Source organism: Caballeronia sp. dw_276, assembly GCF_018449635.1.
In the GTDB taxonomy this organism is placed as follows: Bacteria; Pseudomonadota; Gammaproteobacteria; order Burkholderiales; family Burkholderiaceae; genus Caballeronia.
The window spans coordinates 227,011-252,956 of record NZ_JAAVUV010000012.1; the positions used below are offsets into that span (position 1 = coordinate 227,011).

Consider the following 25,946-nt stretch of genomic DNA (forward strand, 5'->3'; position numbering starts at 1 on the left):
ATGGCCTCCTCTCATATAGCTCGTCATCTCGACGAAGTCCGTCAGCACATCGCGAAAGCGGCGGCCGAGGCGTCCCGCGATCCGTCTTCGGTCGCGTTGCTGGCGGTATCGAAGACATTTCCTGCCAGTGATGTCCGCGCCGCGTTCGACGCCGGGCAACGTGCTTTCGGCGAAAACTACGTTCAGGAATCGGTCGCGAAAATCACCGATCTCGCCAGTCTGCGCAGCGAGATCCAGTGGCATTTCATCGGACCGTTGCAGTCGAACAAGACGAAGCTTGTCGCCGAGAATTTCGACTGGGTGCATTCGGTGGATCGGTTGAAGATCGCCGAACGTTTGTCGGCACAGCGCCCGGAAGGCATGCCAGCGCTAAACGTCTGCCTGCAAGTGAATGTCAGCGGTGAAGAATCCAAAAGCGGCGTGGCGCCTGAAGAAGCGCTGACGGTTGCGCATGCCATTGCGGCGCTGCCGAACCTGACGTTGCGCGGCCTGATGTCGATTCCCGAACCGGCAGCTTCGCTCGATCAACAACGCGCGCCGCACAAGCGTTTGCGCGAACTCATGGACACCCTGCGCGCGGACGGCCTGCAACTCGATACGCTTTCCATGGGTATGTCGGCGGATATCGAGGCCGCGATTCTGGAAGGTGCGACGATGGTTCGCATCGGCACCGCGATCTTCGGCGCACGTGATTACTCCAACTAATCCTGATCTGAACTCACTATGAAAATTGCGTTTATTGGTGGCGGCAACATGGCGTCGGCGCTTATTGGCGGTTTGATCAAGCGCGGCGTTGCGGCAGCGGATCTCTACGTGGTCGACCCGGGCGAAGAAGCGCGTGCTCGCGTGCAGAAGGAGTTTGGCGCTGCGACGGGTGCGTCGATCGATTCAAAACTGGGCGACTACGACGCCATCCTGCTCGCCGTCAAACCGCAAGTCTTGAAGGACGTAGCGGGCGCGCTGCAGCCGGTGTTGTCGAAGCAACTGGTGATCAGCATTGCCGCCGGCATTCGCGCCGCCGATCTGTCGCGCTGGTTGGGCGGCTACACGCAAATCGTGCGTACGATGCCGAACACGCCGGCGCTGATCGGCATGGGCGTGACGGGTCTGGCCGCGCTGCCGGGCGTGGACGACGCAGCGAGGGCGCTGGCATCGAAGGTATTGGAAGCGGTCGGTGAGACAGTATGGTTCGACGACGAAGCGAAGATCGACGCCGTCACCGCCATCTCGGGCAGCGGCCCGGCGTACGTGTTTTATTTCATTGAAGCCATGCAGGAAGCCGCACGCCAGCTCGGCATGGACGAAGAACAAGGCCGCGCGCTTGCGGTCGCTACATTCACCGGCGCGGCGCAACTGGCGGCGCAGTCGGGCGAACCGGCGAGCGTGTTGCGTGAACGCGTGACATCGAAGGGCGGAACGACCGCTGCAGCGCTGGCTTCCTTCGATGCCCAGGGCGTAAAGGACGCCATCGTCCGTGGCGCTTTGGCCGCCGACGCGCGGGCGAAGGAAATGGGCGCGGAATTGGGCAAGGCTTGACATGTTGGCGGGCGGGCGCGGGAATCGCACCTCGACGTTCCATACATAAACCCGCGACGGCAAGCTGCCAGGAAACTTAACTCTCGTGCCGGCTCAATAGCTTGCGCAAGAGGGCAGCCAGCTGCTGACGTTCCTCGGTATCCAAAGGATTCAGCAGTTCTGCCTCTGCGCCCAGATGATGCTCGGTGGCGTCGTCCGCCACCTCCACTCCCTTGTTGGTAAGCCGCACTATCACACCGCGCCGGTCTGCAGGATCCGGATGGCGTGTCACCAAACCGGCCTTTTCCAGCCGGTCTATCCGGTTGGTCAACCCACCCGACGAAATCAGCACCATGCTCTGCAATTGATAAGGCGGCAGTTCAAAAGGCGCGCCCATCCGGCGCAAGGCGGCGATCACATCGAACTCTCCGACGCTTAGCTGATAACGCGCGAGATCAAGCAACACACGCCGGGTGATGAAATATTCCAGCCGCACGATGCGGCCAATGACTTCAGTGCTGGACGGATCCAGATCGGGGCGGACTTGCCGCCAGCGGGCGACGATCTGATCGACGCCATCGGTTCGGTCTGGCATGAAAGAGTCTCTATTCCAATGAGCTAGGGGCGCTATTTAACCAGATTGGCAGGACTGCATAACGTTTGGCCGCAAGTTTCTTCGCGAAATATATCTTGATACAAAGATACTTGATGAAAAGCAAAGAGAAGGAAAAGTGTGCGGCGCACAATATCTGCACCAAAGGCGATCAGCGCGCAGTCCTAAACGAACATCGCGCGGCCAGAGGCGGCGGTCGTTCACACATGGCTGCCGAGTGAAGGTGTAGATACGGAGTGTCAAGATGCAAACAGCAATTCGCGGCGCAATGCTTACATTTAAAGACGACCCGTTCCGGCGGGACATGCAGGATTGCATGGTCTACGATTCCGATGCGATTGTCGTCATGGAAAATGGTTTGATCAGCGCGGTTGGGCCGGCCAAGGATTTGATCGGCACACTCGCCGCTGATACTCGCATTCGCAGGTATGAAAAGAGCCTGATTGTTCCCGGGTTTATTGACAGTCATGTGCATTATCCGCAAACGCAGATAATTGGCGCTTATGGCGAGCAACTGCTGGACTGGCTGAACAACTATACGTTCATTGCCGAACAGCAATTCGCTCAAAAAGAACACGCCACAGAAGTAGCCGAAGTATTTTTACGCGAGCAACTACGCAATGGCGTGACGAGTTCCACCGTCTACTGCACGGTTTATCCGCAATCGGTCGACGCGTTCTTTGAAGTAGCCAGCAAGTTCAACATGCGTGTACAGGCCGGCAAGATCTGTATGGATCGCAATGCGCCGAGCGCTTTACTTGATTCGCCACAACGCGCATATGACGAATCCGCCGCGCTGGCGAAAAAGTGGCACGGCACCGGGCGCAACGAATATGTCATTACGCCTCGCTTTGCACCAACGTCCACGCCCGAGCAATTTGAAATGCTGTCGCAACTCGCGTCCGATCTGCCCACGGCGTTGATTCAGTCACATGTATCGGAAAACATCAATGAAGTGGCCTGGGTCAAATCGCTTTATCCGGAATGCGCCAGTTATACCGACGTCTATCACAAATACGGTCTTCTTCGCGAACGGGCTATCTATGGTCACGGCATTCATCTCAGTGACGAAGAACTCGATCTATTCTCGGCAACCGGTGCCGCCATTGCCCATTGCCCTACGTCCAATTTCTTTCTCGGATCCGGCTATTTCGATTTGAAGAATGCGAGGACCCGTAAAAATCCAGTGCACGTGGGAATTGCGACCGATCTGGGCGCCGGCACAAGCTTCTCCATTTTGCAGACATTGAATGAAGCGTATAAGGCAGCGCAATTGAACTGCGCTGCGCTTTCTTCGGGTCATGCGTTTTATCAGGCAAGTCGTGGCACAGCTACCGCATTGGGTCTTGCAGACAAGATCGGCACGATCGCGCCGGGCTTCGAGGCTGATCTGGCTGTGATCGACCTGCACTCGACTCCGATCATCGACTATCGGATGCGCTATTGCGAAAGCTTTGAAGAGTCGTTGTTCATTCAGATGACGCTCGCCGATGACCGTGCCATTGCCGCGACCTACGTCGCCGGGCATCCCATCTACGAACGCCCATAAACGCCTTTCCGTTCCGCTGCGTCGTGCAGCGGCAGTCACTTTTCTGGAATCAAAATCATGAGTGCTCGCGACAATGATCTGAGCACCGTAACACCCACGCCGGTTGCGGCGCAGGGCGGCGGTTACGCATGGCTGGTATGGACACTGGCCACCCTTTTCGTAGTCTGGTTGTTCAACGTTCAAACCGGCTACGCCATTCTCAATGCTCACGTTCAGGCCGATATTGGCCTGCGGCTCGATCAGGTGGGTTTGATCGCCGCCGTCTATACATGGGTTTTTGCAATTGCCCAGTTATTCTCCGGGGCGCTGCTGGACCGCCTCGGATCCCGAAAGATATTGCTGCCGGCAATCCTGCTGGTCGGCCTCGGCGTCTTCCTGTTTGCCACGGCCCACAGCTTCGAAATGCTGTTGCTCTCGCAAGTCGTGCTGGCACTGGGTTCATGCGCCGGATTTGTCGGCGCAGGTTATGTGGGCGGCGTGTGGTTTGGCATGGCCAAGTTCGGCGTGATGTTTGGCCTGGTGCAACTGGTGGCCGCATTGTCTTCCGCCTTCGGCGCCGCTGGATTCAACTCCGCTTTGTCCGTGATGACCTGGCGCGAGTTGATGTTCGGCTTCGGTGGCTTCGGCGTGCTCCTGTTGCTGGCATCGTTGATCTTCATGCGCAATCCCGTCGCTCCGGATACCCGCGGTTTGACCGCTGGCCGTTTCCTCTCCGACGTTCTCGGTTCCATGACCGAAGTGCTCAAGAACCGTCAGGTGATTCTCATCTCCGTGGCGGGCGCCATTACCTTCGGTGTGATGCTGGCGCTGGGCGTGGTGTGGATGCCAAAACTGATCATGGCGCACGGCGTCAGCGAATCCGATGCAAACATGGCAAACGCCTGTCTGTGGCTCGGCCTTGCCGCGGGCAGCCCGTTGATCAACAAGTGGTCAGATGCAATCAGGGCGCGCAAGAGCCCCGTGATCATTACCACCCTGGTTCAGCTCGCCGCCCTGCTCGCACTGATCTACTTGCCGATGACCGGAATTCTCGCAATGGGCTTGTGCTTCGTTGTCGGTTTTGCGAATGCGGGCCACATGCTTGCATTCACCATAGCCGGCGATAACGTACCGCCGCGGTTGATTGGTACATCTGCATCGGTGGTCAACGGCGCCATGTTTATCGTGGGCGGCGTCTTGATGAACTTGCCGGGCAGATTCCTTGAAGGAACAGCCGGCGATCTCCCTGCATTCCAGGATGCCATGCTGAGTATGCCGGCGTTGCTTGTCGTGTCTTTTGTGGTGTCACTCATCGCCAGGGAATCTCATCCGGCGCGTCAGCGTTAAGCCGTCACAGCCGCGTCAGCATTGTGCTGGCGCACCCAGGCATGGCGGCCGCATAGTGATCGGTTCGCCATGCTCTCATCCTGTCGGGAGCATGCTCATGCAGACCCGTGTTCTAACTGCTTGCCAGCCCTGGTTCAACTGGGCGCTAAGTGTCTTTTTCGTCATTCTCGTCTTCGGTTTCCAGACGGGTTATGCCATCACCAACGGAGATATCGCTTCCAGTCTCGGTCTTGACATGGCGGATATCGGTCTGGTCGGCTTCGCCTATACCTGGTGTTTTGCAGTAAGCCAGTTGGTTTCTGGTGCATTGCTCGATCGCGTGGGCGCGCGGCGCTTGCTGCCGCTCGCCTGCGCGTTGCTTTCCTTGGGCGCAACTCTCGTTGCCAGCGCGAACAGTCTGACAACGCTGTTGCTGGCGCAGTTGCCGCTCGGTCTGGGCGCATCGTTCGCGTTCATCGGGGCGGGATTCGTGGGCGGCGTGTGGTTTGCACCGGAACGGTATGGCGTGATGTTCGCCTGGGTGCAATTCGTTGCGTCTATCGCCGCCTTTTTATCGCAGGTCACATTGACGCAATCGCTGGTCACATGGTCGTGGCATACCGTGATCTATTCATTGGCAGCCGCCGCCGTCGGCCTCACCTTGCTGATGTTGTTGATGCGCGATCCGCCCGGCTGGAACAGCAATCACGGATGGCCGCACGCGCCGCGGCTCTTCTTGCGGCAAATGGTCATCGATCTGATTGGCGTGGCGCGTGTTCCAGGCATGCTGAGCAATCTATTTATTGGCGCCGTGAGTTTTGGCAGCATGTTGGCTCTTGGCGTCGTCTGGGCACCCCGGCTGGTCGAGGCCTATGGCATAGCACAGCAACCTGCGCGCATTGCCGCTGCCTGTTGCTGGCTCGGAATGGCGTTTGGAGCGCCATTGTTTGCCCGCTGCGCCGGTCGCAATCCTAAAAAGCCGCTGCTCATTGGCGTGCTGCTTCAGCTGGCCATATTGGTCTTGTTACTGGAAGGCGGCGACATTGGCGTGGTGCCATTGGCCATGTTGCTGTTTATTTTCGGCCTGGCGGCTGGCGCCTCGATGCTCTGTTTCAGCATCGCGTGCATGCTGGCCGGTCCGGACAAGGCAGGCGTTGCGTCGGCATTGGTCAACGGCAGCCAGTTCGTGATGGGCGGATTGATGATGATGATGCCGGCCCGCTGGATGGGAAACGGCGTCTTGGTGGCGCTGACCGGACTGCCGCTGTTGTTGCTCCTGGCTTTGCCCGTTTTCATCTGGTTGCCAGCCCGGCCACACCGCTCATAGAAACAAATAGCGACCCATGAACAACGCGGCCACCACCACAATAGGCACGTTCAAATTACGGTGCTGGCCGCTGAACAACTTCAGGAGAACGTACGCGATGGTGCCAAAGGCTATGCCATCGGAAATTGAAAAGGTGAACGCCATGACGGTCACGCACACCACGGCGGGTGCCGATTCCGTGAGATCTTGCCAATCGAGATCGGCCAGACTTTTCAGCATCAATATCGCCACAAACAGCAAAGCGGGCGCAGTCGCATGTGGCGGGATCATCGCCGCCAACGGCGCAAAAAACAGGCTGCCCAAAAACAAAAGCGCGATGACCACGGCCGTGAGTCCAGTACGTCCGCCAGCGGCTATGCCCGTGGTGCTTTCTATATAGGACGTGGTGCTGGACGTGCCCAGCAGTGCGCCGGCGCTGATCGCCAGCGAGTCGGCCAGCAGCGCGCGCTTCAGACGAGGCAATTTACCGCTGGCGTTCAGAAAGCCGCCTCGGCTTGCAATGGCGATAAGCGTGCCCGACGTTTCGAACAAGCTCATCAGGAAGAAGGACAACACTACGCCGAGCACGGCCCCATCGAGCGCGCCCTTGACGTCGGCATGCATGAACGTGGGTGCAAGGGACGGCGGACTCGACGCAATCCCGCCATACGGCGTGATGCCCAATGCAATCGATACACCGGTGATGGCCAATATGCCGATGAGAATCGCGCCCGGCACACCGCGCTTATCCAGCACCACCATCAAAAGAAAGCCAGCCATGGCGAGCAATGCTTGCGGCGATTTGATATTGCCGATGGAAACCAGCGTATCCGCATTCGCCGTAACGATTCCCGCCTCATGTAGCGCGACCAACGCCACGAACAAACCCACGCCTGCGGAGATGGACAGCTTGAGACCGGCGGGAATGGCGTTCACAAACCATTCGCGCACTTTGAACAGACTAAACAAGACGAATAGCACGCCGGACAAAAACACCGCGCCCAGCGCCACTTCCCAAGATAACCCCATGCCCTTCACCAGACCAAACGTGAAGAAGGCGTTGATGCCCATTCCCGGCGCCTGTCCGATCGGGTAATTTGCGAGCAATCCCATGAGCAGACTGCCAATAGCCGCCGCAAGACAAGTGGCGACAAACGCCGCACCGTGATCCATGCCCGCAGCCTTCAGGATGTTCGGATTCACGAACAGGATCGCGGACATGGTCAAGAACGTGGTGAACCCGGCGAGGCACTCAGTGCGCACAGTAGTTCGATTTGCGGTGAGTGCGAAATATTTATCAAGCATGAGATTCCGATGTGACCACCGTCGCTGCCTTGGCGTCTTGCCGGCGCGGGGCGGCCGAATTGTATCGGACGGGTTTGCATGGCTCAAACCGCATGCTTGATCCTGCTCAAACTGTTGAAAAGTATGCTGGAAAGGTTGAGCGTCACAAATTGGTGACGCTCAACCGCATTGCCTCTCGCCTGGAACACACGAAAAAAAAGCCACCGCGAGTCAGTCTCGCGATGGCATTTTTCGTGTTGCCTCACCGACGATCCCCCCGCGTTTAGCGGAAGTTCGCCAGTTCCGTTTTATGCATGCAGCGCAATTTGCACGCCCTGCTGCACCAGCAGTTCAACATGAGCGCCCGAATGCTCGTACACGTTGTAGGTGACGCCGCCAACCTGTGCTGCGCCTTCCTGGGCCCAGTGCCCATCCGTCACGCCCGCCACGTGCGAATTCGACAGGTCGACTGAATCGCCATTCGAACCGCTCACGAGCATCTGATGCTTCCCGTCCTTCTGGAACAGGTCCGGCTCGGCCAGATTCAGGACGTCCGTCAGTGACAGTTTGACCGTGTTGTGCGCGCCGCCCAGATCAATTGATTCGATACCCGACACTTTCGCTGCTGCCGTCTTGCCGGTGAGCGACGTGAGATCCAGAACGTGATGATCGCCACTCAGATGCAGCGTGCTGACGCCGCTCGCGCCGCCTTGAATGTGCGCCGAGGCATCCTTGAAATAGGACGCCGGATCGCCGCCGATGTCCACCGTGTGATTGTTGCTCGAGCTCTGAAGAACCGCGTGGTCACTAGCCGCCGAACTCGCGGTCGCTTGAACGTCAGCCGATGCGGCTTGTGCGGCCGCCGTAGACGCATCGCTGTGGGTTGCGGCTACGCTTTGGACTGTGCTGGCGCTGAAGTTGTCGGTGAAGGTCCAGCCAAGGTCCGCGTTGGAGACCGTCCCGACCCTGCCCGAAGCGCCGAACGCCTGTACATCGATGTGATAGGTACCGTCGACGAGCGGGAAATTGCCGGGAAGAAGCGAGTCCTTGGCGATAACAGCGGTAAACGTATTGCCTTCAATCGTCATCTTTCCCATGCTGCTGTTATCCCATACGCGGCCCGTTCCCTGATTGCCGCCAGTCAGGTAAACCGCGATACCCGTCGACGCAAGGCTCGGGTCTGCAATCCATCCCGTCACCGTCACCGTGCCGCTCGCCGTGCCGCCGTTCGCAACATCAACGCCATTGCTGGTTACGCCGGTCACCATGATCTGGGTGGTGCTGAACGCATAGGGGCTCGATCCGTCACTCGTGCCGGCGGCATTCGTGCTGGTCGCGTGAATGCTGTGCGCGCCATCGAGCAACGCTGCGCCAGGCTGGAATTGCCACTTGCCGTCAGCACCGACCACGGTTGTGCCAAGCAGCGTGGTGTTGTCATAAACATTGATCGTGTCGCCAGCGTGGCCCGTGCCCTTGACCGTCGGATGCGTGTCGGTCGCAATACCAGCTTGCGGGATGTATCCCGCATGAGGGCCGGTCGCGTCAACAATGGTGGTGATTTCGGGGGCGGCCGGAGCGGCCGTTGAGAACGAGTCGGTGAACGTCCAGCCCAGATTAGGGTTGGAAATTGTCGAGACCTGTCCCGACGTGCCGTTAGCCCTGACTTCGATATGGTAAGTACCGGCGCTCAACGGAAAATCCGTCGCAAACGCCGACGTCTGAGCCACGGTGGCCGTGAACGTGTTGCCGCTCACGGTCATGCTTCCCTGCGCCAGGTTGTCCCATAAGGTCAGCGTTCCGTGGTTGCCACCGACGATATAAAGCCCCATTCCATTCGACGCAAGACTCGGGTCTGCCAGCCATCCGGTGATCGTTACCGTACCGGTTGCGGTGCCGCCCTGCGCAACATCAACGCCATTGCTGGTTGCGCCGGTCACCATGATCTGCGTGGTGCTGAACGCATAGGGGCTCGATCCTTCACTCGTGCCGGCGGTATTGGTGCTGGTCGCGTGAATGTTGTGCGCGCCATCGGGCAGCGCTGCGCCAGGTTGGAATTGCCACTTGCCGTCAGCACCGACCACGGTTGTGCCAAGCAGCGTGGTGTTGTCATAAACATTGATCGTGTCGCCAGCGTGGCCCGTGCCCTTGACCGTCGGATGCGTGTCGGTCGCAATGCCGGTTGGCGGAATGTATCCCGCGTTAGGACCGTACGCGTCAACAATGGTGGTGATCTGAGGCACTTCGACTGGTGCGGCAACGGTGAAATTGGCTGTCAGCGGTGCGCTCGTCGTTCCGTCAGCGGTGGAATACGTCAGCGAGAGGTTGTGCACGCCATTGTCGAGACCCGACAGAGTCCAGGTCGTCACGCCTCGAACAGCCGTCATGGTGCCGACCAGCGTACCGTTGTCATACAGCGTATAGATAGCATCAACGATAGAAGTGAATACCAGGTTGGGATTCGAGTAGGACGTTGTGCCGCCGATGGCAAAGTTTTCGATGCCGTCAGGCGTGAGCTCCGACAAGCCGAGGAACACTGGTGCCGGTAGCAACGCCACGTTGGTGACGACTAGCCTAATGGGATCGTCGATTGCACCGACAAGAGCTTGATTGTTGTATGTAGTTTGCGACATATTTTTATAACCTCTGTGCTGGGAGTTGCATGCGGATGCGCTAAAGCGGAGCCGCGCTCATTTAACAAAATCGAATTTCGTTTCAATGCGAAATTTCGATTCATAAAACGAAACAATTCTCCGGCACCATGTCGCACCAAAAAATCGGAGCAATCCTAAATACTTTGGGGCGCAAGAAGCCGCCGAAAGTCCAGCGGAAACGTAAATCCGGCTTTATCGAAGAAACGCGTAATGCGCCGCGATGCCCGCGAACAGCACGCCACCCAGCCAGTTGTTATGTTTGAACGCAGCGAAGCACGGCATGCGTTCGCGGTTCTTGATTAGCGTGTAGTGATAGATCGCGCAGGCGACAGCCGCCGCCCAGCCGATCCAATAAAGCCAGCCGAAGTCCAGCGTCACGCCGATCCACACGTAGATCCCGAGCGTCACCGCGTAGCACAGCATGATCGCAAGGACATCGAAGCGGCCGAACGTCAGCGCCGAAGTACGGATGCCGATCTTGATGTCATCGTCGCGATCGACCATGGCGTATTCCGTATCGTAGGCGACCGACCAGAACACATTCGCCGCCAGCATGATCCAGGCGAGCGGCGGGACGTGATCCTGCACGGCGGCGAAGGCCATTGGAATGCCGAACCCAAAAGCAATGCCGAGATACGCTTGAGGAATCGCGAAAAAGCGTTTCGTGAACGGATAACTTCCAGCGACGAAAAGCGCGAAAACCGACAGTTCTTTGGTAAGCGTGTTGAGCGGCAAGATCAGCAAGAACGCAATCGCCGATAAAACCACCGCCAGCGCCACCGCCTCCCACGCGGCAATTTTCCCGGACGTGATCGGCCGGTTTTCGGTGCGCTTCACGTGTTTGTCGAAGTCTCGATCGGCGTAATCGTTGATCGCACAACCGGCCGAGCGCATCAGCAACGTGCCGAGCACGAAGATCAGCAAAAGCATGGGCGACGGGCGTCCGCTCGATGCAATCCACAGCGCGTTGAGCGTCGGCCACAACAACAGCAAGCTGCCGATGGGCTTGTCCATGCGGACGAGACGGAGGTAAAGCGGAAGGCGAGCGAGCATGGCGGTTGGGCTGCGGCGGATAGCGGTGCGGGTATTTTAAGGCAGTACGCGCGGCGGTCTGCAATCGGACCGCCGATAGCAAAAAGCCCCGCGCTCTGACCAGCACGGGGCTTCTTCCAACTCAATTCACGCTTTCAGCGAGCTTCTTACTCGGCAAGCATCGCGCGCAACATCCACGCTGTCTTTTCATGGATCTGCATGCGCTGCGTCAACAGATCGGCCGTCGGTTCGTCGTTGGCGTTATCGGTCAGCGGGAAGATCGCGCGCGCCGTGCGCACCACGGCTTCCTGCCCTTCCACCAGTTGACGAATCATCTCTTCGGCGGCCGGAATGCCATCGGCTTCCGGAATGGACGAAAGCTTCGCGAACTCACGATAGCTGCCCGGCGCGTACACGCCCAGCGCGCGGATACGTTCGGCGATTGCATCGACCGCCAGCGCCAGTTCCGTGTATTGACCTTCGAACATCAGGTGGAGCGTGTTGAACATCGGCCCCGTGACGTTCCAGTGAAAATTGTGCGTCTTCAGATACAGCGTGTAGGTATCGGCTAGCAGATGCGACAAGCCATCGGCGATCTTCTTGCGGTCTTTGTCGCTGATACCGATGTTCACAGCCGGTGATGCGATTTTCTTCGCCATAGTGACTCCGTGAGAGTGATACGAACAATGCAGGCGAATGACTGATCCAGATCGTGGACCGGGTTCCGCCGGGCGTTCGTGAGTTTATCTTAGAAACGCAGCCGGACCCGCCGTGCAGCGCGGGTCCGAAGGGTTATCGGGCGCGTCAATACGACGCGTACCAAAGCGTTCACACGGGTCCGTCAGACCAGCCCGGCACCATGCAATCCTTCGATAACCACCGCCGCGTAACTCGCCGCGACGATGCCAAAACCGATCGCGAGCCGCACGCCGCGCGACGCGTTCAGGCTTTTGGCCTCAATGCCGCTTACCGCCCGTTCGATATTCATGATCGCTTGTGTCATCGTCGTTTCTCCTTGAGTCCTGCGTTTTCAATCGATGGGACGCTTCTGCTCAAGCGTCCCGGCCTGCTTATTTCACTGCCGCTTCAAGATCCGCGTCGGCGGTCTCGACCACTTGGCCCAATGCCGCCAGCGCTGCGACTACGCCCGCCGCGTATGCCGGATCGGCGCGCCGGAAGTGCTCTATTTGCACCTTGACGATCTCGTTCGGCACGCCATGAATATGCCGCGCGATGTTGCCGAAGAAGCGCTGCTTTTGCGCGTCGTCGAAAAGACGGAACAGGTCGCCCGGCTGGCTGTAGTAATCCGTGTCTTCACGATGGTCGTAACGCTCGACCGCACCCGCCGCCAACGCCGGCTCGTTGACGCTCGCGTCCTGCGCAAAGTCGCCAAACCGGTTCGGCTCGTAATTCACGCGGCCGCCGCTGTTGCCATCGACACGCATTGCGCCATCGCGATGAAACGAGTTCTGCACGGCGGCCTTCGGCGCATTCACCGGAATCTGATGGTGATTGATGCCAAGCCGATACCGATGCGCATCGCCATACGAGAACAAGCGTCCTTGCAACAAGCGATCCGGCGAGAAGCCGATACCCGGCACCACGTTCGCCGGCGTGAAGGCCGATTGCTCGACATCGGCGAAATAGTTGCCTGCGTTGCGGTTCAACTCGAGCGTGCCTACGTCGATCAACGGGAAATCCTTGTGCGGCCACACTTTGGTGATATCGAACGGATTCATGCGATACGTCGCTGCTTCCGCTTCCGTCATCACCTGGATACGGAAATTCCACTTCGGGAAATTGCCCCGATCGATGTTGTCCACCAGATCACGTTGCGCGCTTTCACGATCGCTACCGACTACGGCTGACGCCTCGGCATCGGTGAAATTCTCGAGCGGCTGCTGCGACTTGAAATGGAACTTCACATAAAACCGCTCGTTGTTCGCGTTGATGAACGAATACGTGTGCGACCCGAAACCGTGCATCTGCCTGTAATTCTTCGGAATCCCGCGATCGCTCATCAGGATGGTGACCTGATGCAACGATTCCGGATGCCGCGACCAGAAGTCCCACGCCGCCACGTTGCTGCGCATATTCGTGTACGGATCGCGCTTTTGCGTGTGGATGAAATCAGGAAACTTCAGCGGATCGCGGATGAAAAAAACCGGCGTGTTGTTGCCGACCACGTCCCAGTTGCCTTCTTCCGTGTAGAACTTGATCGAGAAACCGCGGACATCGCGCTCGGCATCGGCCGCACCGCGCTCGCCGGCGACGGTCGAGAAACGCATGAACAGCGGTGTCTGCTTGCCGACTTCCGCGAAAACCTTCGCCTTCGTGAAACGGGAAATGTCGTGCGTGACGGTGAGCGTGCCGAACGCGCCCGATCCCTTGGCATGCACACGGCGCTCGGGAATGACTTCGCGGTCGAAATGCGCGAGCTTTTCGATCAGCCAGAAATCCTGCAACGCGATCGGGCCGCGCGGACCGGCCGTCATGGAATTCTGGTTGTCGCCGACTGGCGCGCCTGCTGCGGTGGTGAGGGTGCGATTGGTCATCGAGTGCTCCGGGAATGTATTCGGGGAATAGCGGTCTTGCGGGAATTGTCAGCAGGTGCCGGCGAAGCTGGCTAGAACATCCACCACGACGCTGCGTGCTTCGCGATAACTCGCGGTAAGTTGCGTGGCCTGGCGGGCGATCATGGTCATGGCTTCCTCCGGTTTTATTGGGTTGGATCAGCGTTGACCCATGGATAGAAGCATAACAAATACTATCTATTTATCTCATTCAATTAATTTAATCTATCCGATAGGTCAAACGAATCCCTTGGCGGATTCAACGATTAAAAAGGGGACAGGTTCCGAAGCCGCCCCAGAAAAGGCGCGGCAGAAAACGCTTAATTGACCGCGGCGGGAAGTTCGAGCCGCGTTACGCCGGGGATATTACAGGCGGCGATTGCATCGCAAATGGCCTCGATGGCGGGCATACGCGTAAAACTCTTGCGCCACGCGAGCACCACGCGGCGATCCGGGATGGGGTCATCGAAGGGAACGTAGCTGAGCAGACCGGCATCCACGCCCGCCGCATGCGGCTTGACTTCCATCACCGACATGCGCGGCAACACGGTAATGCCCACGCCGCTTGCGACCATATGCCGGATGGTTTCCAGCGACGACCCTTCGAACGTCTTCTGAATCCCGTCCGCGTTCTGCGAAAACCGCATCAACTCAGGACATACGCCGAGCACGTGATCGCGGAAACAATGGCCGCTGCCAAGCAACAGCATGGTTTCGAGCTTCAGGTCGTCCGCGTTGATCTTCTCGCGGTTTTCCCATGGATGACCGGCCGGCATGGCGACCACAAACGGTTCGTCGAACAACGGCCGGACCATCAAGCCGGTTTCGGGGAAAGGCAGCGCCATGATGGCGACATCGATTTCACCCTGCTTGAGCAACTCGATCAGCTTGAGCGTGTAGTTTTCCTGCAGCATCAGCGGCATCTGCGGAACACGCTTGATCATCTGCTTGACGAGCGTGGGCAGCAGATACGGCCCGATGGTGTAGATCACGCCCAGCCGCAACGGCCCGACCAGCGGATCCTTACCCTGCTTGGCAATCTCCTTGATGGCGAGCGTTTGTTCCAGGACGCGCTGCGCCTGGGTCACGATCTGTTCGCCGATGGGCGTGACGCTGACTTCGCTGGTGCCGCGCTCGAAAATCTGTACGTTCAGCTCGTCTTCGAGCTTTTTGATTGCCACCGACAACGTCGGCTGACTCACAAAACATGCTTCGGCCGCACGGCCAAAATGCCGCTCGCGCGCCACAGCAACGATGTACTTCAATTCGGTCAGGGTCATTAGGAGCCAATCAGAGTCAATGAATCGATAGGATTTGACTTATACACCCGTCGAGGGGATTCGCCAACCCGCGCAGATTACTTGCGCTTAAAACGCGAAGACGCGTTTCATGCAGTCGCTTAAGACTCGTGGAACCTCGCCGCGTTCACGCTTTTAGATATTGCTCGCGTGCGCCGAGCCAGCGGGCAAGGTGATTCGTGACGGCTTCGGGGAATTGGGCAAGCATCTGGTCTGCCGCTGCACGCGCCGGTTCGATCAGCCAGCCGTCATTCTCCAGGCTGGCGAAGCGCAGCATTGCGGCCCCCGATTGTCGTGCGCCGAGGAATTCGCCCGGACCGCGAATCTCCAGGTCGCGACGGGCGATCTCGAAGCCATCGGTGGTTTCGCGCATGGTCTGCAAACGGGCGCGCGCCGTTTGTGACAAAGGTCCCGCGTACATCAGCACGCATACCGACGCCGCCTTGCCCCGACCGACCCGGCCTCTCAACTGATGAAGCTGCGCGAGCCCAAACCGCTCGGCATGTTCGATCACCATCAGCGATGCATTCGGCACGTCCACACCAACCTCGATCACGGTCGTTGCAACCAGCAACTGGACTTCGGCGCGCGTGAAGGCGTCCATGACGGCGGCTTTTTCGGCGGGCGGCAAACGTCCGTGCACGAGCCCGATGCGCAATTCAGGCAACGCCACGGCCAGCGTCTCGTAGGTTTCGACGGCCGTCTGCAATTGCAGCGTCTCGCTTTCCTCGATCAGCGGACAGACCCAATACACTTGCCGGCCGGTCAACGCGGCCTCGCGGACGCGGGCGATGACCTCGTCGCGGCGGTTATCGGAGACGAGTTTGGTCAGGATCGGCGTGCGGCCCGGCGGCAATTCGTCGATGGTCGATACATCCAGGTCCGCGTAATACGTCATCGCGAGCGTGCGCGGAATCGGCGTTGCCGACATCATCAGCTGATGCGGCTGGAAGTTCTGCACGCCATCGCCGGCGTTGTGCGCCTTGGCGCGCAGGGCGAGCCGCTGGGCGACGCCGAAGCGATGTTGTTCATCGATGATTGCGAAGCCCAGGCGCGCGAATTCCACCGCGTCCTGGATGATCGCGTGCGTGCCGATCACGAGGTGCGCCGCGCCGGACGCCGCCGCTTCCAGCGCCGCGCGCTTTTCCTTTGCTTTCAGGCTGCCGGCGAGCCACGCGACCGTCACGCCCAACGGTTCAAGCCACGCGCGAAGTTTGCGCGCGTGCTGCTCGGCGAGGATTTCGGTCGGCGCCATCAAAGCGGCCTGATATCCGGCATCGATGGCTTGCGCCGCCGCCAGCGCCGCCACGATGGTCTTGCCGCTGCCCACATCGCCTTGAAGCAGACGCTGCATGGGATGCGGCAACATCAGCTCGCCGGCAATCTCCGCGCAAACCCGTTCCTGCGCGCCGGTCAGCTTGAACGGCAGCGTCTTCAGAAACCGCGCGACGAGCGACTCGGGCGCGTCGTGCAAACGCGGCATCACGGGCGCGGCGCGCGTGCGGCGCTCCTCGTGCGCGCGTTTCAACGACAACTGCTGCGCGAGCAATTCCTCGAACTTGATGCGCGTCCATGCCGGATGCGTGCCGTCGATCAACGCGTTTTCATCGGAGTCGGCGTGGGGATGGTGGAGCGTCTTCACGGCATCGAGCAGGCCGGGCACGTTCAGCGGCTGAAGATGCGCGCGCGCGATTTTTTCGGGCAGCAATTCCGGCAGATGAACCCGCGACAACGCGCTGTCGATGGCCTTGCGCAAATACGCCTGTGACACGCCCGCCGTGCTCGGATACACCGGCGTGAGCGCTTGCGGCAGCGGCGTGTCTTCATCGACTGGACGCACTTGCGGATGGACCATTTCCATGCCGAAAAAGCCGCCACGGACATCGCCACGCACGCGCAAACGCACGCCGATCGCCATCTGCTTGACTTGCGAACCGTAGAAATTAAGGAAGCGCAGCGTGAGTTCGTCGCCGGCGTCGTCGTGCATCTTGACGAGCAACTGGCGGCGCGGCCGGTACGCAATCTCGTTGTCGAACACGACGCCTTCGGTCTGCGTGTTGTCGCCCGGAATCAAATGGCCGATGGGCGTAATCGTCGTTTCGTCCTCGTAGCGCATCGGCAGATGCAGCACCAGGTCGATATCCGACTTCAAGCCGAGCTTCGCAAGTTTATCGACGGGTTTGGGCGGCGGCGCGGCGGGTTTGAGCGGCTGGACCTTGTCGGCGATTTCGAGATCGGCAAGCTTTTTCACGCGTCCGCGCTTGGGCTTTTGTATAGGCGCGTCCGGCTCACCCGCAGCTTCAGGAGCAATTCCAGCTTCGGGATCAACCAGCAAACGGCGGTCGGACAAGGGCATCTAATCTCTTCAAAGTACAATACTGGCTTCGTTCGGCGCGGCCAGCCCGGTATTACGCTGCCGCCGCACGCGCTTCAACACGGCGCCGCCTTGCCATGCATTTTTGCAAATACCGCGCGAATCATCGCGCATCGACACGCTTCCCCAATGTTCACGCTTTCCGACTTCGATTTTAATCTGCCGCCCGAGCTGATCGCGCAAACGGCGCTCGCCGAGCGCAGCGCGAGCCGTCTGCTCGACGTGGACAACAGCACGAATCCGCCAGCGTTCACCGATCGCCAGTTCACCGAACTGCCCGGCCTGCTGGAACCCGGCGACCTGCTGGTATTCAACGATACCAAAGTCCTGAAGGCACGGTTCCTCGGCCAAAAGGCCAGCGGTGGGCGCATCGAGGTGCTCGTCGAGCGTCTGACGGGCGCGACGACCGCGCTTGCGCAGATCCGGGCGAGCAAAAGTCCGCAACCGGGCACGAAGATCGTTCTCGCCGATGCGTTCGAAGTCACCGTCGGCGAGCGCGTGGAACCGTTCTACACGCTGCATTTCCCGGCGGATTGTTTGACGCTGATCGAGCAATACGGGCGCTTGCCGTTGCCGCCGTACATCGAACATGATCCCGATGCCTACGACGAAACCCGCTACCAGACGGTCTACGCGGCCAATCCCGGCGCGGTCGCGGCGCCCACGGCGGGCCTTCATTTCGATGCAACGCTGCTCGAAGCGCTCGATGCGCGCGGTATCGAACGCGCGACGTTGACGCTGCATGTCGGCGCGGGCACGTTCCAGCCGGTGCGCGTGGAGAATCTCGCCGAGCACAAGATGCACAGCGAGTGGTACAGGCTGCCGCAGGCGCTCGCGGACAAGATCGCGGCTACGAAGGCACGGGGAAATCGCGTGATTGCAGTTGGAACCACGTCGATGCGCGCCCTCGAAGCCGCCGCCCGCGACGCGGATCAAGCGGGCCTGCCGCTTGCCGAAACCAGCGCCGAGACGGATATTTTCATCACGCCGGGATATCAGTTCCGAGTGGTGGACCGGCTCGTGACGAACTTCCATTTGCCGAAATCGACGCTCATGATGCTCGTCTCCGCGTTCGCCGGCATGGACCCAATTCGTGCCGCGTATGCGCACGCGATTGGAGAGCGGTACCGGTTTTTTAGTTACGGCGACGCGATGCTGCTCACGCGGCAATAAATCACCAATCTGCGCCGGACTTGCCGGTCCGGAGGTGGCGCTTCAGCGCTTACTCCGGCCCCATGCAAGACACCGTCTGGTTGCACAGGAGCACTTTGCATGACCGAAGCAAGCAACACCACAACCCGCCCCGAAAACGGCCTGAAATTCGACCTGATCACCACCGACGGCCAGGCCCGCCGTGGCCGCGTGACGCTGAATCACGGCGTGGTCGAAACGCCGATCTTCATGCCCGTCGGCACATACGGCACGGTGAAAGCCGTCGCGCCGCGCGAGCTCGAGGAAATGCACGCGCAGATCATCCTCGGCAACACGTTTCACCTGTGGCTGCGCCCTGGGCTCGAAACTATCTCGGCGCACGGCGGCTTGCACAGGTTCATGAACTGGAACAAGCCGATCCTCACCGATTCCGGCGGCTTCCAGGTCTTTTCTCTCGGCGATCTGCGCAAGATCACCGAAGATGGCGTCACGTTCGCGTCACCCATTAATGGCGACAAGTTGTTTTTATCGCCGGAAATCTCGATGCAGATCCAGAAAGTGCTGAACTCGGACATCGTGATGCAGTTCGATGAATGCACGCCCTACGCCACCAATGGCGTCCCCACGCCGCACCAGGATGCGGCGGATTCCATGCGCATGTCGATGCGCTGGGCGAAACGTTCCGTCGATGAATTCGCCAAGGGCGGCAACCCGAACGCGCTGTTCGGCATTGTCCAGGGCGGCATGTTCGAGGACTTGCGCGACGAGTCGCTCGCCGGACTCGCGGACATCGGATTCCACGGTTTTGCGATCGGCGGTTTGTCGGTGGGCGAGCCAAAGGAAGACATGATGCGCGTGCTGGAACACATCGGCCCGAAGCTTCCCGTCAATAAACCTCATTACCTGATGGGCGTCGGCACGCCGGAAGACCTGGTCGCGGGCGTGGCCTCCGGCGTGGACATGTTCGACTGCGTGATGCCGACCCGCAATGCGCGCAATGGCTGGCTTTTCACCCGTTTTGGCGACGTGAAGATCCGCAACGCCGCGCACAAGAACTCGCTCAAGCCACTCGATGAAAGCTGCGGCTGCTACACGTGCCGCAATTTCACGCGCGGCTATCTGCACCACTTGCATCGCGTGGGCGAAATTCTCGGCGCGCAATTGAACACGATTCACAACCTGCATTACTACTTGCAATTGATGCAGGAAATCCGCGATTCGATCGAAAACCACATGTTCGATGCGTTCGTGAAAGTGTTTCACGAGAACCGGGCGCGCGGAATCGACTGACCGAATAGCTAACGTTCAGCCGTTCGGTCTCCAATCCGCGCAATAAACATTACAATTGCTTTACGCCGCCCTTTAACAGCTTGATCACAAAGCGCATTCCGCGCTGTTGCGGCGTAGCCCGGTGTTAGAATAGCGGGCTAATTTTCTGATCGTTATAAACGGAGAGACCGACGTGGATTTTATTTCAAGAGCCTTCGGACAAGGCGCCGACGGTGCGCAGTCGAGCATCATGAGTTTCTTGCCTCTGATCTTGATGTTCGCTGTGTTGTACTTCATCATGATTCGCCCGCAAATGAAGCGTCAGAAGGAACATCGCAACATGCTGGCTGCAATGGCGAAAGGTGACGAAGTCGTAACGAACGGCGGTATTGTCGGCAAGGTGACGAAGGTGACGGACGCGTATGTGGGCGTCGAGATTGCAGAAGGCACGGAAATCACCATCCAGAAGGCGTCTGTCACGACCATCCTCCCGAAAGGCACGATCAAGTCGCTGTAAGGCCAATTGTTCTCGCGTCCGGCGCGGCCCGCGCGGTTACGGTTTTGAAACCGGCACCCCGCTCATTGCCGGACGCATCGCTTATCCCCTCCTCGCCAACTCTCCTGTTCGGCCATCCCCATGAATCGCTACCCACTTTGGAAATATGCCGTGATGCTGGTGGCGCTCGTCATCGGCCTCGTCTATACGCTGCCCAATTTTTTCGGCGAAGCGCCGGCGGTGCAGGTATCGAGCGGCAAGGCAACGGTCAAGCTTGATTCGTCAACGCTTGCCAATGTCGAGAGCGCGCTGTCGGCGAGCCAGATCACGCCTGACGAAGTCACGTTCGACAATTCGTCGGCCAATGCAAACATTCGCGTGCGCCTGAAAGACACGGACACGCAATTGCGCGTGAAGGATCTGTTGCAGAAAACGCTCAACAGTGATCCGAGCGATCCGCAATTCGTTGTCGCGTTGAATCTGCAGGCGGCGTCGCCGCGCTGGCTCACCGCGCTGCACGCATTGCCGATGTACCTCGGCCTCGACTTGCGCGGCGGTGTTCACTTTCTTTTGCAAGTGGACATGGCGGGTGCGCTGAACAAGAAACTGGATTCGAACGCCACGGACGCACGCGCCCTCTTGCGCGACAAAAACATCCGCGACGGCGGTGTGAATCGCGTCAATCAGGCGGTCGTGGTCAATTTCTCGGATCAGGCTGCCGCCGATTCCGCGCGCACCGTGCTCTCGACGAGCCTGAACGAGTTGCAATGGGCGACGCGTCAGGGCAACGACGGCTACCAGGTGGTCGGCACGTTCACGCCGGCTGCGCAAAAGACCGTTGAAGACAGCGCGCTCAAGCAGAACATCATCACGCTGCATAACCGCGTGAACGAACTCGGCGTGGCCGAACCGGTGATCCAGCAGCAAGGCTCCGACCGTATCGTGGTCGAGTTGCCGGGCGTGCAGGATACGGCGAAGGCGAAGGACATCATCGGACGCACAGCAACGCTCGAAGCCCGTCTCGCCGATCCGACCAATACGCATCCCGGTCCGAACGACCCGGTTCCTCCGGGCGACGAACTCTTCACGCAAGGCAACACCGGCCCGACGCTCGTGCGCAAGCAAGTGATCTTCTCGGGTGACCGGATCATCGACGCATCGGCGGGATTCGACGAACATCAGCGTCCGTCGGTGAACATTCGCCTGGATGCCGCCGGTGGCCGGTCAGTGAGCAGCGTGTCGCGTGACAACATCGGCAAGCCGATGGCCATGATCCTGTTCGAGAAAGGCAAGGGCGAAGTGCTGACGGTCGCGACCATCCAGTCGGAACTCGGCGACCGCTTCCAGATCACGGGACAACCTTCGCCGCAGGCCGCAACCGATCTCGCGCTGCTCTTGCGCGCCGGTTCGCTCGCGGCGCCCATGGACATCATCGAAGAACGCACGATCGGCCCGAGCCTGGGCGCCGACAACATCAGGAAGGGTTTCGATTCGGTGCAGTACGGTTTCGCCGCAATCGCCATCTTCATGATCGCGTACTACATGCTGTTCGGCCTGATCTCCATGTTGTCGCTGTCGGTGAACCTGTTGCTGCTGGTCGCCATTCTCTCGATGCTGCAGGCCACGCTGACGCTGCCGGGTATTGCGGCTATTGCACTCGCGCTCGGTATGGCAATCGATGCAAACGTGCTGATCAACGAGCGTATTCGCGAGGAACTGCGTAACGGCGCGCCGCCGCAGCTTGCGATCCAGAACGGTTTCTCGCACGCATGGGCGACCATTCTCGACTCGAACGTGACCACGTTGATTGCCGGTCTGGCGCTGCTGGCGTTTGGATCGGGCCCGGTTCGCGGCTTCGCGGTCGTGCACTGTATCGGCATTCTGACGTCGATGTTCTCGGCGGTGTTCTTCTCGCGCGGCCTTGTGAACCTTTGGTACGGCGGCAAGAAGAAGCTGCAATCGCTCGCGATTGGTCAGGTGTGGCGTCCGGAAGGCGCTGATTCCGCGGCAGCAACGGCAGCGTACCTCGCGAACCAGCGCGGTGACGACTCCCCCGTCGATGAAATCGTCCAGCCCGCAGCACGCGCCAAGGCACCGGTCCCTGCCCGTGCACAAAAGCAGGCAGCGCCCGTGGTCCGAAATGGCAAGCCGGTTGTGCGCCGTCGCTCGGGTCCGGGTATCGAACCGAAAAAACCCGGCTCGTCCAACTGAGTCCCGGAGAATAAATCATGGAATTCTTTCGTATTCGCCGCGACTTGCCGTTGATGCAGCGAGCGTTGCTTTTCAACGCAATCTCGCTCATTACGTTTCTTGCCGCTGTGTTCTTCCTGCTGCATCGCGGATTGCATCTTTCGGTGGAATTCACCGGCGGGACCGTGGTGGAAGTGCAATATCCGCAAGCCGTTCCGCTCGAACCGGTACGCGACACCATGAGCAAGCTCGGTTATCCCGACGCTCAGGTGCAGAACTTCGGTACGTCGCGCGACGTGCTGATCCGCTTGCCGCTGAAGCAAGGTTTGACGTCGGCGCAACAAAGCGACCAGGTGATGGGCGCGTTGAAGAACCAGGACGCGCAGGTGCAGTTGCAACGCGTCGAGTTCGTCGGTCCGCAGGTTGGCAAGGAGCTCGTGACCAACGGCCTGCTTGCGCTGGCGTGCGTGGTGATTGGTATCGTGATCTATCTGTCGTTCCGGTTTGAATGGAAATACGCGGTTGCCGGCGTGATTGCCAACTTGCACGACGTGGTGATCATTCTTGGGTTCTTCGCGTTCTTCCAGTGGGAGTTTTCGCTCTCCGTGCTGGCGGCCATTCTCGCGGTGCTGGGTTACTCGGTGAACGAGTCGGTGGTTATCTTCGACCGGATTCGCGAGACATTCCGCAAGCAGCGCAAGATGACGGTGATCGAGGTGATCAACCACGCGATCACAAGCACCATGTCGCGAACCATCATCACCCACGGTTGTACGGAAATGATGGTGTTGTCCATGTTCCTGTTCGGCGGCGCAACGCTGCACTATTTCGCGCTGGCGCTGACGGTGGGCATCTTGTTCGGTATCTATTCGTCGGTGTTCGTGGCCGCCGCGCTGGCCATGTGGCTCGGCGTGAAGCGCGAAGATCTGGTGAAGGACAAGAAGCCCAAGTACGATCCGGGCGATCCGAATGCGGGGGCGGAAGTTTGATCTCCCGGGATTAGAAGTACCGAAGTGCGAAAGGCCGATTCGAGAGAATCGGCCTTTTTTGCTTTTGGGCGGGGAATTGCAACATTTGGTGGAACCGATCCGGAAATCGTTTGTAGCCGCCCAATGTAGTTTCTAATATCACACAGTGTATGTACAATCGTAAATACAGAAAATGCCAATGCAATTTGAGTGGGATGAAGCGAAGAACCGAAGCAACATCCGGAAACACGGCATCGACTTCAATGATGCAATCGAGATTTTCAAGCATCTGGTGCTGACTGCAGCGGATCGGCGTGAAGACTTTGGCGAAGATCGATGGATTGCGCTGGGATGGATGAAACTGATCGTGGCGCTGGTCGTATATGTAGAACGGGACGGCGACACCATACGGATGATTTCGGCACGCAAGGCAACGCGACCCGAGATAAGACGCTATGGGGACGCCATTTCTCAATGATCGCTGTGTCGCCGTCTGCGGCATCAAAGGTAGGAATACAACCGTGAGCAAAACCACGAAGACCGACTGGAAGCGCCTGGAAGCCATGCCGGATTCCAGCATCGATACGACCGAGATGCCAGAGCTTGGCGACGACTTCTTCCTGAACGCCGAACTGCACAAGCCGCCAAAGCAGGCGGTCACCATGCGTCTTGATGCCGACGTGCTTGCGTGGTTCAAGGAACAAGGCGAGGGTTATCAAACGCGCATCAACAAGCTTTTGCGCGCCTACATGCAGGCGCAGCAAAAGCGCCACTCGTAAGAGCGGCAACACAACCCCTCACTTGAACCCCAGCCTCTTCCGCGCGGCCATCAACGCTACAAGGCTGATCACCGCCGCAAAAATCATGTAGAAGCTGGGTGCGGCCTTCGATCCCGTCGATGCAATCAGCCACGTGATGATGAACGGCCCGAACCCGCCGAACACCGTCACCGCAATGTTATAAGCCAGCGACATCCCCGTCGTGCGCGTCGCGACCGGAAACATCTCCGAGAGCAAACCCGGCAACGCGGCAAAGTACCCGGTCATCAACACGCCGAGCACCGCTTGCACGATCAGCAGATTGCCGAACGTCGGATGCGCCACGAGCCACGAAAAAAGCGGATAGATCAGCACGAGCAGCAGCACGGCCGAAATCAGCATGATGCGCGTGCGGCCTTGGGTATCGGAGAGATGGCCTACCAGCGGCGACAACACCATCTGGATCGCGCCCGTCAGCAGGATCGCCGTGAACGCTACCGATGGCGCCAAGCCCAACTGGCGAATGGAGTAAGTGGGCATGAACAGCACGAGATAGGTCGCGACAGTTCCCAGCACCACGGTGCCAATGGCAATCAGCAAGCGCTCCTTGTTCGATGCAAACGTATCGCGCAACGGCGTCTCGGTGGTCACGGCCGAGAGGAATTCGGGCGTTTCATCGAGTCGCGTGCGGATGTAGTACGCCACCGGTCCGATCAGCAGGCCGAAGAAAAACGGCATGCGCCAGCCCCATGAATTCATCTGTTCCGGCGACAGATTCCCGGTCAGCACCACGCCGAAGATGGCGGCGAGCAGCGTCGTCAATCCCTGGCTTGCAACCTGCCAGCTCGCGAAGAAACCGCGCCGCCCGGGGACGTGCTCGGCGAGAAACGCTGTCGCGCTGCCGAACTCGCCGCCGGCCGAAAAGCCCTGCATCAAGCGCGCGAGGACCAGGATCAACGGCGCCGCGATCCCGATCGTCGAGTAAGTCGGCAACACGGCAATGATCAGCGTGCCGACCATCATCAACAAAATGGAAAGGGTGAGCGCGGCCTTGCGGCCGGCTTTATCGGCGTATGCGCCCAGCACGATCGCGCCCAGCGGCCGCATGAAAAACGACACGCCGAACGTGCCGAGCGTCAGCAGAATCGAGACGGAATCGTTGCCCGCGGGAAAGAACAACTTCGAGATCACGACCGCGAAGAACCCGTAGACCACGAGGTCGAACCATTCGAGCGCGTTGCCAATGGACGCTGCCACCACGGCGCGCCACGCGGCCGGGCGGACAACAGGTACTGTTGCAGGCGTACTGCTCATGCATTTCTCCTGGTTTTTTTATATTCGATGCCGAGAGCAACCGGCTCGTACGCAAAGGCGCAAACGCTGCCGACTGTGCCACACCGAAATCCAGATCGAAATGCTCGCAAAACCTGTGGACAAAAAAAAACCGCTTCCGGCCTGAGCCGTTGAAGCGGTTTTTGGTCCAGCACGCCGGACCGTGAAACTCCCTGCCGAATTACTGGCGCACGCCTTCAGCCTGGATATGCAGCGTCGTCTTCATCTTGAAGCCGTACGCCTTGCCGTAGTCCACGCCGAAATCACCGCGGTCGAACGTG

22 protein-coding genes and 1 pseudogene are annotated in these 25,946 nt (G+C 59.3%); 12 read left to right on the forward strand and 11 right to left on the reverse strand.

Features of this window, described 5'->3' with window-relative positions:
* Positions 1 to 705 (forward strand): YggS family pyridoxal phosphate-dependent enzyme, encoded by a 705-nt coding sequence (locus HB633_RS24215; RefSeq protein WP_213780645.1) that lies wholly within the window; start codon positions 1 to 3, stop codon positions 703 to 705.
* A gap of 18 nt (positions 706 to 723) precedes the next feature.
* Positions 724 to 1,536: a pyrroline-5-carboxylate reductase gene (proC, locus tag HB633_RS24220; RefSeq protein ID WP_213780646.1), complete on the forward strand. Its 813-nt coding sequence runs from the start codon at positions 724 to 726 to the stop codon at positions 1,534 to 1,536.
* A gap of 76 nt (positions 1,537 to 1,612) precedes the next feature.
* Here the strand turns inward: proC and HB633_RS24225 are convergent, their stop codons facing one another.
* Positions 1,613 to 2,110 carry a MarR family transcriptional regulator gene (locus HB633_RS24225; RefSeq protein WP_213780647.1) on the reverse strand — a complete coding sequence of 166 codons (498 nt, stop codon included), beginning with the start codon at positions 2,108 to 2,110 and terminating at the stop codon, positions 1,613 to 1,615.
* Between the two features lie 262 nt (positions 2,111 to 2,372).
* On the opposite strand from HB633_RS24225, the gene guaD reads away from it, so the two are divergent.
* The 3 genes from guaD (at position 2,373) to HB633_RS24240 (ending at position 6,309) form a co-directional block, all read left to right on the forward strand.
* Entirely contained in the window at positions 2,373 to 3,677 is a 1,305-nt protein-coding gene (gene guaD, locus HB633_RS24230; RefSeq protein WP_213780648.1) for a guanine deaminase, read from the forward strand.
* Positions 3,678 to 3,734: 57 nt separating this feature from the next.
* Positions 3,735 to 5,003 (forward strand): MFS transporter, encoded by a 1,269-nt coding sequence (locus HB633_RS24235; RefSeq protein ID WP_213780649.1) that lies wholly within the window; start codon positions 3,735 to 3,737, stop codon positions 5,001 to 5,003.
* 97 nt (positions 5,004 to 5,100) lie between these two features.
* The gene (locus HB633_RS24240; RefSeq protein WP_213780650.1) at positions 5,101 to 6,309 is read left to right on the forward strand and encodes an MFS transporter; all 1,209 of its coding nucleotides are present in this window, start codon (positions 5,101 to 5,103) and stop codon (positions 6,307 to 6,309) included.
* On the opposite strand, the gene HB633_RS24245 is transcribed toward HB633_RS24240, so the two are convergent.
* From HB633_RS24245 to recG, 8 genes are all read right to left on the reverse strand, one after another.
* A complete protein-coding gene (locus tag HB633_RS24245; protein WP_213780651.1) occupies positions 6,304 to 7,593 on the reverse strand; it encodes an NCS2 family permease in 1,290 nt (429 codons plus the stop codon). The genes HB633_RS24240 and HB633_RS24245 overlap by 6 nt on opposite strands.
* Positions 7,594 to 7,880: 287 nt before the next feature.
* Entirely contained in the window at positions 7,881 to 10,202 is a 2,322-nt protein-coding gene (locus HB633_RS24250; RefSeq protein ID WP_213780652.1) for an Ig-like domain-containing protein, read from the reverse strand.
* Between the two features lie 213 nt (positions 10,203 to 10,415).
* The gene (gene ubiA / locus HB633_RS24255; protein WP_213780653.1) at positions 10,416 to 11,276 is read right to left on the reverse strand and encodes a 4-hydroxybenzoate octaprenyltransferase; all 861 of its coding nucleotides are present in this window, start codon (positions 11,274 to 11,276) and stop codon (positions 10,416 to 10,418) included.
* Positions 11,277 to 11,422: 146 nt separating this feature from the next.
* Positions 11,423 to 11,914, reverse strand: a complete 492-nt coding sequence (locus tag HB633_RS24260; protein WP_061998471.1) for a Dps family protein — start codon at positions 11,912 to 11,914, stop codon at positions 11,423 to 11,425.
* 182 nt (positions 11,915 to 12,096) lie between these two features.
* On the reverse strand, positions 12,097 to 12,258 hold the full coding sequence (locus HB633_RS24265) for a hypothetical protein (RefSeq protein ID WP_156393083.1): 162 nt from the start codon (positions 12,256 to 12,258) through the stop codon (positions 12,097 to 12,099).
* Positions 12,259 to 12,325: 67 nt separating this feature from the next.
* A complete protein-coding gene (locus HB633_RS24270) occupies positions 12,326 to 13,810 on the reverse strand; it encodes a catalase (RefSeq protein ID WP_213780654.1) in 1,485 nt (494 codons plus the stop codon).
* A 338-nt stretch (positions 13,811 to 14,148) separates the two neighbouring features.
* Positions 14,149 to 15,108, reverse strand: a complete 960-nt coding sequence (locus HB633_RS24275; protein ID WP_056356224.1) for a hydrogen peroxide-inducible genes activator — start codon at positions 15,106 to 15,108, stop codon at positions 14,149 to 14,151.
* 145 nt (positions 15,109 to 15,253) lie between these two features.
* Positions 15,254 to 17,482: an ATP-dependent DNA helicase RecG gene (recG, locus tag HB633_RS24280; protein WP_213780655.1), complete on the reverse strand. Its 2,229-nt coding sequence runs from the start codon at positions 17,480 to 17,482 to the stop codon at positions 15,254 to 15,256.
* Between the two features lie 147 nt (positions 17,483 to 17,629).
* On the opposite strand from recG, the gene queA reads away from it, so the two are divergent.
* The 7 genes from queA (at position 17,630) to HB633_RS24315 (ending at position 24,354) form a co-directional block, all read left to right on the forward strand.
* Positions 17,630 to 18,673, forward strand: a complete 1,044-nt coding sequence (gene queA / locus HB633_RS24285; RefSeq protein WP_213780656.1) for a tRNA preQ1(34) S-adenosylmethionine ribosyltransferase-isomerase QueA — start codon at positions 17,630 to 17,632, stop codon at positions 18,671 to 18,673.
* Between the two features lie 99 nt (positions 18,674 to 18,772).
* Entirely contained in the window at positions 18,773 to 19,942 is a 1,170-nt protein-coding gene (gene tgt, locus HB633_RS24290; protein ID WP_213780657.1) for a tRNA guanosine(34) transglycosylase Tgt, read from the forward strand.
* Between the two features lie 172 nt (positions 19,943 to 20,114).
* Positions 20,115 to 20,438: a preprotein translocase subunit YajC gene (yajC, locus tag HB633_RS24295; RefSeq protein WP_213780658.1), complete on the forward strand. Its 324-nt coding sequence runs from the start codon at positions 20,115 to 20,117 to the stop codon at positions 20,436 to 20,438.
* A gap of 120 nt (positions 20,439 to 20,558) precedes the next feature.
* On the forward strand, positions 20,559 to 22,628 hold the full coding sequence (gene secD, locus HB633_RS24300; RefSeq protein ID WP_213780659.1) for a protein translocase subunit SecD: 2,070 nt from the start codon (positions 20,559 to 20,561) through the stop codon (positions 22,626 to 22,628).
* A 17-nt stretch (positions 22,629 to 22,645) separates the two neighbouring features.
* A complete protein-coding gene (secF, locus tag HB633_RS24305) occupies positions 22,646 to 23,596 on the forward strand; it encodes a protein translocase subunit SecF (protein ID WP_213780660.1) in 951 nt (316 codons plus the stop codon).
* Positions 23,597 to 23,774: 178 nt separating this feature from the next.
* On the forward strand, positions 23,775 to 24,053 hold the full coding sequence (locus tag HB633_RS24310) for a BrnT family toxin (RefSeq protein WP_213780661.1): 279 nt from the start codon (positions 23,775 to 23,777) through the stop codon (positions 24,051 to 24,053).
* Positions 24,054 to 24,096: 43 nt separating this feature from the next.
* Complete coding sequence (locus HB633_RS24315; RefSeq protein WP_346730356.1) at positions 24,097 to 24,354, forward strand: BrnA antitoxin family protein; 258 nt, start codon at positions 24,097 to 24,099, stop codon at positions 24,352 to 24,354.
* An 18-nt stretch (positions 24,355 to 24,372) separates the two neighbouring features.
* On the opposite strand, the gene HB633_RS24320 is transcribed toward HB633_RS24315, so the two are convergent.
* Together HB633_RS24320 and HB633_RS31000 are read right to left on the reverse strand one after the other, a co-directional pair.
* On the reverse strand, positions 24,373 to 25,647 hold the full coding sequence (locus HB633_RS24320; protein ID WP_213780663.1) for an MFS transporter: 1,275 nt from the start codon (positions 25,645 to 25,647) through the stop codon (positions 24,373 to 24,375).
* 199 nt (positions 25,648 to 25,846) lie between these two features.
* Positions 25,847 to 25,946: pseudogene (locus tag HB633_RS31000) on the reverse strand (polyisoprenoid-binding protein); the annotation flags it as partial.